Origin of the sequence: uncultured Halorubrum sp. (assembly GCF_937146585.1) — an archaeon.
GTDB lineage: Archaea > Halobacteriota > Halobacteria > Halobacteriales > Haloferacaceae > Halorubrum > Halorubrum miltondacostae.
In genome coordinates this window covers 1-11927 of sequence record NZ_CAKZRO010000002.1, presented here as the reverse complement: position 1 = coordinate 11927, position 11927 = coordinate 1, and the positions used below count along the sequence as shown (strand labels likewise).

Annotated in this window: 8 protein-coding genes; 2 read left to right on the top strand and 6 right to left on the bottom strand. The window is 71.6% G+C overall.

Translation table 11 applies throughout. The features are described 5' to 3' along the window. The 6 genes from Q0116_RS00120 to Q0116_RS00095 form a co-directional block, all read right to left on the bottom strand. On the bottom strand, positions 1 to 947 hold a 947-nt coding region (locus tag Q0116_RS00120; protein ID WP_297884377.1), incomplete at its 3' end, for an aminopeptidase. Between the two features lie 512 nt (positions 948 to 1459). Continuing rightward, positions 1460 to 1936, bottom strand: coding sequence for a hypothetical protein (locus tag Q0116_RS00115; RefSeq protein ID WP_297884375.1), 477 nt, complete (start codon positions 1934 to 1936; stop codon positions 1460 to 1462). Positions 1937 to 2050: 114 nt separating this feature from the next. Beyond that, positions 2051 to 3850: an oligoendopeptidase F gene (gene pepF, locus Q0116_RS00110; protein ID WP_297884374.1), complete on the bottom strand. Its 1800-nt coding sequence runs from the start codon at positions 3848 to 3850 to the stop codon at positions 2051 to 2053. Positions 3851 to 3923: 73 nt separating this feature from the next. After that, the gene (gene rimI, locus Q0116_RS00105; protein ID WP_297884372.1) at positions 3924 to 4448 is read right to left on the bottom strand and encodes a ribosomal protein S18-alanine N-acetyltransferase; all 525 of its coding nucleotides are present in this window, start codon (positions 4446 to 4448) and stop codon (positions 3924 to 3926) included. A gap of 46 nt (positions 4449 to 4494) precedes the next feature. Beyond that, positions 4495 to 6168 carry a PAS domain-containing protein gene (locus tag Q0116_RS00100; protein ID WP_297884370.1) on the bottom strand — a complete coding sequence of 558 codons (1674 nt, stop codon included), beginning with the start codon at positions 6166 to 6168 and terminating at the stop codon, positions 4495 to 4497. A gap of 174 nt (positions 6169 to 6342) precedes the next feature. Further along, positions 6343 to 7149 (bottom strand): TrmB family transcriptional regulator, encoded by an 807-nt coding sequence (locus Q0116_RS00095; RefSeq protein ID WP_297884368.1) that lies wholly within the window; start codon positions 7147 to 7149, stop codon positions 6343 to 6345. Positions 7150 to 7431: 282 nt separating this feature from the next. Between Q0116_RS00095 and Q0116_RS00090 the strand changes: the two genes are divergently transcribed. Beyond that, complete coding sequence (locus Q0116_RS00090) at positions 7432 to 9234, top strand: COG1361 S-layer family protein (RefSeq protein ID WP_297884366.1); 1803 nt, start codon at positions 7432 to 7434, stop codon at positions 9232 to 9234. Further along, the gene (locus Q0116_RS00085; RefSeq protein WP_297884364.1) at positions 9235 to 11847 is read left to right on the top strand and encodes an RND family transporter; all 2613 of its coding nucleotides are present in this window, start codon (positions 9235 to 9237) and stop codon (positions 11845 to 11847) included. The last annotated feature ends 80 nt before the right edge of the window (positions 11848 to 11927 follow it).

Here is an 11927-nt window from a genome sequence, read left to right as displayed (position 1 = left end):
TTCTCGTCGAAGAGGATCGAGTCGGTGAACCGGTCGATGCCGCGGTTCATCCCGATCCCGAGCTCCCCCAGCTGCCGCGCGCCGTCGTCGGTGTCGAGGATCTCCGCGAGCGCGTCCTCGCCCGCCTCCGCCGAGAAGTCGACGACCTCGCCCTCCTCGAAGGCGAGGTGAACGTTCCGCACGCGGGTCGCGTCGATGGTCATCGGCACGTCGAAGAACACCTCGCCCGCGGTGTCGTACGGCGCGGTGAACACCTCCCCGCTCGGCAGGTTGTGCGAGTCGTACGCGACGGAGGCGGCGGAGTTCACCGCGGTGCGACCGTCGATCGACATCGTCACGTCCGTGTCGGGCGCGCCGTCGCGCTCGGTGACGATCCGGACCGCTTCGCCCGCGTCGAGGACGTCCTTCATCCGCGCCATCTCGTCGGCGAGCGATTCCCAGTCGCGGAGGACGGCGTCGTAGACGAACTCCTGGTACTCCTCGTAGGCCATCCCCGCCTGCTGCGCGAGGCTCCGCGTCGGGTGGACCGTCGACACCCAGTCGGTGTCCATCCGCGCCTCGCGGACGCCCTGCCGGGCCTTCGCGTACGCCTGCCGCGTCGGGCGGTCGACGTCCGCGCTCGCGGTGGTGTTGCGCCCGCCCCCGATCCGGAGGTAGGCGTCGGCCGCCTCGAAGACAGCGCGGTCGACGGCTGGGTCCGCGTCGAAGTCGTCCGCGTCGACGTCGCCGTCGACGCCGGCCTCGACGCCCTTCAGGTAGGCGCGGGAGAGCTCGCTCGACCCGTACAGCGTCGTCACGTTCGCGCCGCGCTCGCCGAGCGCCGCGGCGACCGCGACGCCCAGCTCGTGGGCGTCCTCCGCGACGCTGACGACGACGTCGTCGCCGGCCTCGACCCGCGCGCTCCAGTCGACGAGCACCTCGGCGTGCTCGCGTACGCGTTCGTCCATGTACTCAGTACGTCGTAGAGGAGCGGTAAATCGGTGCCGGGACGCTGATTACTGATGCGTGGCCGAGGGCGTGACAATCCACGCCGCCGCGTCGGCCAACTGTTTCGTCGGGCCCGCGGAGAACATCGTCAAAGCCCCGGTCGCTCGGTTGTACTCTGCTTCCGGGGAAACCGCCTCCAAAGCCCCAGTTGCGAGGACTCGGTGCGCTCGCTGTCGTTCGAAAGGCGCTTCGCGCCTTTCGTGACGACGAGACGCCGGGGGCGTCTCGAACCACGCTCCTCGGTCGCTCGTTTCACTCGCTCCCTGCGGTGCTTGCGTCGCGCGCCGTCGCCCTCGCGACTGCCCCTTCGAGTCCCGCCCCGCACAGCACCGCGCCTCACGCCTCCCCAACCTCGTCGGTCGTCCTCCGCGTCGCTCCGGACCACCGACTCCCTCGCGCGTGCTGACTCGCGGCCGCCGGAGGCGGCGGCCGCTCGCAGGCACGCGCCACCGCGCCTCACTCAACTATCTCGTCACTCGGGTTCCCGGTGAACGGCCGTGAGGAGACCGACCGCCAGCAGTCCGACGCCGACGAGTCCGCTCCCGAGCCTCGCGAGTCCGAACGCCGGGCTTCGGTCAAGCCGCTCGCGCGAGTACTCCCCGAGCACCCGATACGACTCGCCGTCGACGCGGAGGTCGTCGACCCCGGCGAGTCGGGCCGCGCAGTTCGCGTCGCCGAGCGCCCACTCGCCGGCGACCGACGTGCGTTCGACGAGGAGGTCGAGGAAGCCCGGAGCGATCCGATACCCCCGGATCGAGACGTTGCGCCCGTCGGCGAGGGCGACGGCGGTGTCGGCGCATCTCGCGGGGAGGTCGGTCGCGTTCACGGTCGGGTGCCTGTCGAGCCCCGGCCCCGTACGGAGCGTGGCCTCCCAGCTGACGACGCTCGGCTCCGCGATCAGGACGAGCAGGAGGAGGGCGCCCGGCAGGACGAGCAGCCCGCGGTCCATCTCGGCGGGCGGGTTCGGCCGAGCGAATCATAGGCTTTGGGTCGCCCGATCGGTCGTTCGGGCCCGCACTGCGCCCGTCCGCCGGAGGGGTCAGTCGCCCTCCGCGCGACGGCGTTACTCCAGGTCGAGCAGCGCCGCGATCTCGTCGAGGTACTCGTCGTACACGCCGACGGCGGACTCGATCGGGTCGGGCGAGGCCATGTCGATGCCGGCGAGTTCGACGACGTCGAGCGGGTACTCGGAGCCGCCCGCCTTCAGCATCTCGCGGTAGTCGGCGGCGGCCTCGTCGCCCTCGTCGAGGACGCGCTCGACGATGGCGGCCGCGGCCGAGATGCCGGTCGCGTACTGGTAGACGTAGAAGTCGTAGTAGAAGTGGGGAATCCGCTGCCACTCGCGCTCGATGCCGCCGGTGAGTTCGGCGGGCGCGTAGTAGTCTCCCTTCAGGTCGCCGTAGATCTCGTCGAACGCGTCGGGGGTGAGCGCGTCGCCGGCCTCCACGCGCTCGTGGATCTCCTGTTCGAACGTCGCGAACATGGTCTGGCGGAAGAGGGTCGAGCGGAAGCGTTCGAGGTACTCGTCGAGGACGTGGGTGCGGAGCTCGTCGTCCTCGACGGTGTCGAGCAGGTGGTGCGTGAGCAGGGTCTCGTTGACCGTCGAGGCGATCTCCGCGACGAAGATCTCGTAGCTCGCGTCGTGCCACGGCTGGGCGTCGCCGGCCAGCTCCGAGTGCATCGAGTGGCCGAGCTCGTGGGCCAGCGTGTACATCGAAGAGATGTCGTCCTGGTAGTTCATCATGATGTACGGCTGGGTGTCGTACGTGCCCGAGGAGAACGCGCCCGAGCGCTTCCCGCGGTTCTCGTACACGTCGACCCAGCGCGAGTCGAGCCCCTCGGCCAGCCGCTCCTGGTACTCCTCGCCCAGCGGCGCGACCGCCTCGATAACCCACTCGCGGGCCTGCTCGTACTCCACGTCGGGGCCCTGGTCACCCGTCAGCGACATGTAGAGGTCGTGGCTCTGCAGCCGGTCGACGCCGAGCGCCTCGGCCTTCAGGTCGGCGTGGCGGTGGAGCACGTCGAGGTTGTCGTCGACGGTGTCGACGAGCGTGTCGTACACCTCGACGGGGACGTTCGAGCCGTCCAGCGCGGCGGCGCGCGCGGAGTCGTAGTCGCGGATCTCGGCGCTCGTGACGTGCTCGCGGACGGCCTTCTCCAGCGACGTGCCGACCGTGTTGCGCACGTCGGCCCACTCGTCGTAGAACGTCTCGTGGACGCGCTCGCGGAACTCGCGGTCCGGGTTCGTCTGGAGCTTCGTGAAGTTCGCCTGCGTGATCTCGACCTCCTCGCCGTCGGGGTCCTCGACGACGCCGTAGGTCATGTCGGCGTTCGTCAGCATCGAGTAGATCTCGCTCGGCGCGTCGGTGACCTCCGAGAGGTCCGCGAGCACCTCCTCGACCTCGCTCGACCGCGTGTGCGGCTTCTTCCGCAGCACGTCGTCGAGGTACTGCTCGTACGTCGCGAGCGCGGGCTCGTCGTCGAGGAACGCCTCGACGTCGGCGTCGGTCAGCGACTGGACCTCCGGTTCGAGGTAGGAGACCGCGCTCGACGCCTCCGAGCCGAGCGACGACGCCTTCGCGGACATCGCCTGGTACTCCTGGTTCCGGGTGTCCTCGGCGCTGCGGAGCCGGGCGTACGTCGTCACCTGCTGGAGCTCGCGGAAGATCTCCTCGCGCAGCTCGAGCAGTTCGAGCAGCGTCGCGGCGTCCTCGACGGCGCGCCCCTCGTAGGCGCGCAGCTCGTCGATCCGCTCGGCGACCGCCTCGTAGGCGGCCTCCCAGGCCTCGTCGTCGGCGTAGATGCCGTCGAGGTCCCACTTGTACTCGGTGTCGATCTCGGATCGCTCGGGAACCGAACTCATACCGTTTCGGTCGGCCTCCCCGACACTAAGCCTTGGCAAACCCCGCGCCGCGAGCCGATAGGCGTGCGGTGCGTTACCTCGCCTCTCTGTCGTCGTCGCCGCCCGACCCCGCTCCGCCGCCGGCCCCGTCCCCGTCGGCCCACGCCGCGAGGTCGACGACGAGCACGAGCGCGTCCTCGCCGTCGCGGTAGTAGCCGCCGACCCGCCGGACCGGTTCGAACCCCTCGTCGGCGTACAGCGACCGGGCGGGGTCGTTCCCCTCGCGCACCTCCAGTCGGACGACGGCCACGCCGGTCGCGCGGAGCCGGACCAGCGCCGACCGCAGGAGGGCCCGCCCGATCCCTTCGCCGCGGGCCTCGGGGTGGACGGCGAGGTCCTTCACGTGGCCGATGTCGCGGCCGTGGTTCGGCGTCCGGTCGGCGACGACGAAGCCGGCGACGGCGCCGTCGCGCTCCGCCACGAGGAACGCCGGCTCGTCGAGGAGCCGCTCGAAGGCGTCGTGCGGCCACGGGTCCGAGAAGCAGGCGCGCTCGATCCGGACCACCGCCAGGAGGTCGGCGCGGTCGGCCCGTCGGATCGTGACGTCGGCGACGCTCACGCGTCGAGTTGGCGGCCGCGGGGAATAAACGCGGTGGCTCCCGGGCTCAGTCGATCCACGGCTCGTCCGGGTCGGCGTCGGCCGGGTCGGGGGCGGACACCTCGAAGCACGCGCCCTCCGGGGGTCGGAGCCGCCGTCCGTCCGGGAGTCCGATGTGGCCGTCGTCGTCGCGGCGGAGCTCGACCGTCCACCCGTGCGACTCGACGACCTCGCGGACGATGTCGAGCCCGTACCCGGTCCCGTCCGCCCGGGTGGTGAACCCCGACTCGAACACCGACTCCCGGTCGTCGGGGTCGACGCCGGTTCCGTCGTCGGCCACGAGGAACCCGCCGTCCGTGGCCGTCACGAGGACCGTCAGCGGGTCGTCGTCGGACGTTCCGTCCGCGAGGTCGTCCGATCCTTCGGTCTCGGGCCCGTCCGTCTCGTCGTCCGGCTTCGCGTGTTCGGTCGCGTTACGGAACAGGTTCTCGAGGGCCTGCCGCATCCGTCCCCGGTCGCCGTACACCCGCGCGTCGCCGGCGACGACCAGCTCCGCGTCGGCGTCGCCCCCGGCGGCGGTCTCCCAGGCGTCGCGGGCGACGCTCGCGAGCGCGAACTCGGCGGGCTCGTCCATTCCGGTCCCCTGTCGCGCGAGGGTGAGCAGCTCCGAGACGAGCTGGTCGATCCGGTCGACGGCGCGCTCGCCCCGTTCGAGCGGGTCCGTCTCGTCGCGCAGCCGCGCCATCTCCATCGACCCGCGGATCACCGACAGCGGGTTCCGGAGGTCGTGGGAGACGATGCTCGCGAAGCGGTCGAGCCGCTCGTTCCGGTCGGTGAGCCGCCGCTCGCGGGCCTTCCGCGCGCTGACGTCGCGGGAGTTGATGAGCAGTTCGCCGACCGGGCTGTCGGCCGGCAGCGAGCGCGTCCGCGACTCCAGCCAGACCCAGTCGCCGTCGGCGGTGCGGTAGCGGTACTCCAGCGTGGGCGCCGCGTCGGGCTCGTTGAGCGCGCGGTAGAACCGCTCCGTCACGCGCTCGCGGTCGTCCGGGTGGACGTACCCGAGCGGGGAGCGCCCGACGGTCGACCCCTGCTCGTAGCCGAGCACCTCCTCGACGGAGGGGCTTTCGTAGACGATGAGACCGTCGTCGTCGACGACGGTGACGAGGTCGCTGCCGTACTCGAGGAAGGCGCGGTAGCGCTCCGGGAAGGTCCGGTCGACGTCGACGCGGCGGACCGTCACGATCCGCCCGCCGAACTCCGGGGCGAGCTCCTCGTCGACGACCGACTCGACCCACGCGTACCCGCCGCTCGCGCGGCGGATGCGGTGGGTGACCGTCCGGGCCGTCGCGACCGCCGACAGCGCGTCCGCCACCGGCTCGCGGTCGCTCGGGTGGACGCGGTCGAGGAGGTCGCTCCCGACGAGCGCGTCGCGCTCGACGCCGACGACGTCGGGCACCGACGGCCCGGCGAACAGCACCTCGCCGTCCACGGCGACGGCGAGCAGGAACCGGTCCGCCTCGGGCGACCGCGACCGTCCGTCCCCGGGCGACGAGTCGCCGTCCTCCGGGGCCCTTCCGCCCGCCGTCGGCGCGCTCGTCGGCGCTTCGATCTCGGCACGCCCCGCCGACCGCTCCGCGTCGTCGGTCGCCGCGTCGGCCGCGCGCCGGTCGTCGGTCTCGGGGGCATCGCCCGCGTCGACGCCGCGGTCCGGCGACGACGTGTCGGATGGACGGAGGGTCACTATCAGTTCTATCGGTCGTACGCACGGGGACGGATAAAAGCGCGCCCCCTCGAAATCATCGGTGATAATCGGGTGGGCGAACCGGCCGGCGTTCCCCGATCTCCGCGACGCCGACGTGTCGCTCGCAACCAGCTCGCAGTCCGTTCGGGCCCGCGAACGCCGGATCCGCGGAGCTCACACCTCGTCGACGACGGTCCCCTCGGCCCACGCGGTCTCGAAGCCGTCGTTCACGCGCGCCGCGAATCCCCGGTCGCGCAGGTCGAGCATGCCGAACAGCCGGTCGGGCGAGAGCGGGTCGGCGACCTCCAGACACACCTCCTCGCCGTCGATGAGGTAGAAGTTACCGTACGCGTCCTCGGTGATGCGGAGCTCGAAGGGGCCCTGCGCGATCGTCAGCGTCGCGCGGTCCTCGTCGACGGCGGCGCGCGCGTCGTCGAACACGCTCGGCGAGATGAGCACGGAGACGTCGACGTCGCTCCGGATCGCCGCGAGGAGCCGCTCGAGCAGCTCCGGGCCCTCGCGGTCGACGTCGAACTGCGCGGAGACGTCGGTGGCGACGACGACGATCGACTCCTCGGCGGCGTCGATCCGCTCGAAGAGGAGTTCGAGGGAGTCGCCGGCGCCGACCGCGGCGGTCCAGAACTCGTCGTCCGCCGTCTCGGCGTCGGCCAGCCGGTCGATCAGCTCCCTCTTGCCGGACTCGTACGTCTCGATCCGCCGGTTGAGTTCGCGCCGCTTCGCCTCGACCAGCCGGTCGACGGCGACGGCGGGCTCGACGGGCGCGTACCGCTTCGGCTCCCGGTCGGTCTGGACCCGGACCAAGCCGCGCGACTCCAGCCCGCCGAGCGCGTCGTAGATGCGCCCCTTCGGCACGCCGCTCTCCTCGGCGACGGCCGCGGCGGTCCCGGTGCCCAACGCGAGCAGCGCGCGGTACGCCCGGTCCTCGTAGCTCGACAGCCCGAGGTCGCGGAGCGACTCCATGCGCGCCCTCCGACGCGCTCCCACAAAGCCTCGGCGCTTGACGCCGACGAAGTATATAAAAAGACAATCGCGAAACGATAGATCGTTTTGGCGATCGAACCCGCGCTCGCTCGGCAGCCCGACGGTATCTGGCGTTACAGCCGGCTGAATACGACGGGCATCGTCTCTCTCCCGTCTCGGCTGTCGGGCTCCAGCCGCGATTCTCATCCGGAAACAGATACGTTGTTGTCGCGGGTTCCCGAAGGGTATTACGTCGCAGTCTCGTATCCGGACGTAACCAACATGAGTCGAATCCGGACGGTCGCCGTCCTACTTCTCGTCGTGTCCCTCGTCGCGACCGGAGCGGTCGTCGCACAGGAGGCCAACGACACGGTGCGTGGCGACCCCGACATCGAGGCGTTCGCGCCGGAGACCGCGTTCGTGCCCGGCGAGGAGTCCACCCTTCAGGTGAACCTGAACAACCGCGGTGACATCGACGCGCAGGGGGCCGACAACCTCGAGAGCGAGGTGGTGACCGCCCACGAGACGACGGCGCGGATCCTCACCGGCGACGCGGCGAACCGGGAGGTCCCCTTCGACGTGCGGACCGGCGAGCAGACGGTCGGCGACGTCGCCCGCGGCGTCACCGGCCCGATCGAGTTCACCGTCGTCCCCGACGAGGACGCCGACCCCGGCGTCTACCGCGTCCCGATCCAGCTGGAGTACCGGAACGTCGAGAGCGCCGAGGTCGACGACGGCTCGACGGTCCGCGACGAGGAGATCGTGACGGAGACCGTGTACGTCTCCGTCGAGATCACCGACCGCGCGCAGTTCGCGGTCGTCGACGTCGATGGCGTCGTTCAGGCCGGCGACAACGGCCTCGTCGACGTGACGCTGCGGAACGTGCGCAACGAGACCGCGCGCGAGGCCTCCGTGGCCGCGAACCCGATCGATCCGGACCTCACCTTCGCCACCGACGCGGGCACCACCGAGACGTACGTCGGCGCGTGGGCGCCGGGCGAGAACCGCACGTTCACCTACCGGCTCGCCGCCGCGACCGAGGCCACCGCGCGCTCGTCGACGCTGGAGTTCGAGGTCGACTACCGCGACGCCGAGCGCGCCGACGCGGCCGCGCGGACGGTCCGTACGGGCGTGACGCCGCTCTCGCGGCAGGCGTTCACCGCGACGGGCGTGAACAGCACCCTGCGCGTCGGCGAGGACGGCAGCTTCACCGTCGAGGTGCGCAACCGCGGGCCCCGCGACATCGAGGACGCCGTCGTCGTGTTCAGCAACGAGGCCCCCGCCCCCGAGGGCGTCGGCCAGCAGACGGTCCAGACGGACCCGAACATCGTCCCGCGGTCGACGCGGGACACGGTCGGCGACCTCGCGGTCGGCGAGACGGCGACCGCGACGTTCGACGCGGGGCTCCGCACGGACGCGAACCCCGGCGAGCGGACGGTCAACGTGGCGGTCCGCTACCGCGGGATCCCCACCGACGAGGGCGTGAGCGCGAGCCGGACCGACAACGGCTCCGTCTCGCTCGTCTCGACGGGGTCGCCCGGCGACGTCCTCGTCTCCGACACGCTCGACGTCGTCGTCGACGTCGCGCCCGAGGCGGACGTGTTCGCGGTGTCGCCGGCGGAGCCGAACGCCACCGACCCCGCGTCGGTCACGCCGGGGTCGACGGTGCAGTACAACGCGGTCGTCCGCAACACCGGCCCCGAGCCGGTCTCGAACGTCCAGGCGAAGCTGTTCGTCGACTCGCCGCTCTCGTCGTCCGACGACGAGGCGTTCGTCACGTCGCTCGACCCGGGCGAGTCGACGACGGTCACCTTCGAGGTCGAGGTCGAGGGCGGCGCCACGCCGAAGACGTACGCGGCCGCGGTCGACTTCCGATATGACGACGCCGACGGCGACGAACAGCTCTCCGACACCTACCGCCTCCCGGTCGAGGTCGTCCCCGCCGACGACAGCGGGGCGCTCTCCTCGCCGCTCGGGATCGTCGCGCTGCTCGGCGTCGTCGCGGTCGGCGGCGCGGTCGTCTGGCAGCGCGGCCGGGTGAGCGCAGCGATCTCGCGGCTCCGCCGTCGACTCCGCTCCCGATAGATGGACCCAGTCACCCGGCTGTTCGGCGCGGTCACCGATCGGGTCATCGAGCAGCCGCGCCGCGTCGTGATCGCCTGCCTCGTCGTGACCGCCCTGTTCGCGCCCGGCATGGCGCTGCTGGAGGCGAGCGCGGGCAGCGACCAGTTCACCGACGGCATCGAGGAGTCCGACGCGCTCGACCGCGTGAACGAGCAGTTCGAGCCCGCCTTCGGCGGCGACGACCCGACGACGCAGCTGATCCAGCGCGACGTCAACGTGCTCGACCGCCGCGGGCTCCTCGACATGTTGGCGACCGCCGAACGGCTCGACGAGCGCGACAGCCTGCGGGTGACCGACTTCTCCGCGCCGGCGATGGACGTCGCGGCCGAGATCGACCCGAACGCCGACACGCCGGCGGCGGCCCGGGACGCGATCGAGCGCGCCAGCGACGGCGAGATCGACGCCGCGGTCGCCGCCGCGGCCGAGGACCCCGGCTTCGCGACGCTCCTCTCCGACGACTTCAACGAGGAGTCGGGGACGGCCTCCGCGGCGCTCGGCGTCGTCACACACGGCTTCCCGGCGTCGGCCGACACGCAGGCGATCCAGAGCGAGGCCCAGACGGTCGCCGAGGAGGCCCCCGGCGACGTCACCGCGTTCGGGAGCGGCATCGTCGACGACGAGTTCCAGCGCGTCATCTTCGACTCGCTCGGCATCGTGGTGCCGGCGGCGCTCGCGGTGATCCTCGCCCTCCTGGCGTACGCCTACCGCGACCCGTTCGACTTCGTCCTCGGCGGGGTCGCGTTACTGATGACGGTCGTTTGGACGTTCGGCTTCACGGGCTACGCGGGGATCGCCTTCTCAGAGGTGCTGATCGCGGTGCCCGTCCTCCTCCTCGCGATCGGGATCGACTTCGGGATCCACACGGTGAACCGCTACCGCGAGGACCGCGCGGCGGGCGCGCCGCCGGAGACGGCCATGCGCGGCGCGCTCGGCCAGCTCGTGGTGGCGTACTCGATCATCGCGGGGACGACGATCATCGGATTCCTCGCGAACCTCACGAGCTCGCTCCCGCCGCTCCGGGAGTTCGGCCTCGTCGCCGGGCTGGGCATCTGTTTCACCCTCGTCATCTTCGTCGGCTTCCTGCCGGCCGCCAAGCTGATCCTCGATCGGTGGCGCGCCGAGCGCTCGCTGCCCGACTTCGGCTCGCGCCCGCTCGGCTCCGAGGACTCCGCGCTCGGGCGGCTCCTCCCGCGGCTCTCCGCGATCTCGCGGCCCGCACCCGCGGTCTTCCTCGTGGTCGTCCTGCTCATCACCGCCGGCGCCGCGGGGTACGGTGCCGGCGTCGACACCACCTTCGAGGACGACGACTTCCTGCCGCCGAGCGAGGAGCCGGGGTACGTCGACTATCTCCCCGGTCCGCTCCAGCCCGGCGAGTACTCTGCGACGGAGACGATCAACTTCCTCTCCGACAACTTCGCCACGAGCGAGGACGACACCGTCACCATCTACGTCGAGCGGCGCATGACCAGCGACGCCGCCCTGCGCAGCCTCGCGCGCGCCGAGCGCGACCCGCCCGACACGTTCGTCACGGTCGACGGCCGCGCCAGCACCGACAGCGTCCAGAGCGCGATCGACGCGTACGCGTCGGAGGACCCCGAGTTCGAACGGCTCGTCGAGGACTCGTCGCTCGACGACGGCCGCCCGAACCGGAACTTAGACCGGATCTACGCCGAACTGCGCGACTCGGCGTACGACGACTTCACCGGCGAGTACCTCGCGGACGACGATCGCTCGACGCGGATCGTGTACGCCGTCGAGTCCGACGCCAGCGACGCCGAGATCGCCGCCGACGCCCGGCAGGTGGCCGACCGCTACCGCGGGGACGCGATCGCGACCGGACAGATCGTCGTGTTCCAGGCCGTCGCCGACACCATCTTCGAGTCGGCGATCGTCTCCCTGGCGGCCGCGCTCGGGCTCTCGGCGGTGTTCCTCGTCGTGCTGTTCTGGCTGCTGCTCCGCAGTCCGACGCTGGGGCTCGTCACGCTCGTCCCCGTCACCGTCGCGGTCGCGACGCTCACCGCCACGATGCGGCTCGGCGGCATCCCGTTCAACGCCATCACCGCGACGATCCTCGCTATCACCATCGGACTCGGGGTGGACTACACCGTCCACGTCGCACACCGGTTCCACGACGAGTACTCTCGCGGCGGCGACGTCGACGCCGCGGTGGTCACCACGCTCCGCGGGACGGGCGGCGCGCTCACCGGCACGTGGGCGACGACCGCGCTCGGGACGGGCGTCCTCGTGTTGGCCATCACGCCCGTGCTGGGGCAGTTCGGTCTCCTCACCGCCGCGAGCATCACGCTCGCCTACCTCGCGTCGCTGATCGTGTTGCCGCCGGCGCTCGTCGTCTGGGTCGCGGTCGTCGAGCGCCGCCCCGAACTGCTGTTCGTCGGCCGCCTGCTCGCCGCCGCGGGCGCTATCGACGTCGACCGCGGGCACGGTGAGACGGACCGGCCGCGGACCGACGGCGGCACGGCCGACGCTGGCGGGGTCGCCGACGACGGCGCCGACGCCTTCGAGTGGCAGACCGACCCGCGGCCGCCCGACGACGACCCGAGTCAGAAAGGTTAAACGCTCGCCGCGGATATCCGAGCGTGAGGGCGCGTAGCTCAGCGGACAGAGCACTTGGTTCCGGACCAAGATGCCGCGGG

Bases quoted from the DNA above. Each gene is read 5' to 3' on its own strand.
- Q0116_RS00095 (WP_297884368.1), bottom strand. From the start codon at position 7,149: ATGGAGTCGCTCCGCGACCTCGGGCTGTCGAGCTACGAGGACCGGGCG.
- Q0116_RS00090 (WP_297884366.1), top strand. From the start codon at position 7,432: ATGAGTCGAATCCGGACGGTCGCCGTCCTACTTCTCGTCGTGTCCCTC.
- Q0116_RS00115 (WP_297884375.1), bottom strand. From the start codon at position 1,936: ATGGACCGCGGGCTGCTCGTCCTGCCGGGCGCCCTCCTCCTGCTCGTC.
- Q0116_RS00085 (WP_297884364.1), top strand. From the start codon at position 9,235: ATGGACCCAGTCACCCGGCTGTTCGGCGCGGTCACCGATCGGGTCATC.
- pepF (WP_297884374.1), bottom strand. From the start codon at position 3,850: ATGAGTTCGGTTCCCGAGCGATCCGAGATCGACACCGAGTACAAGTGG.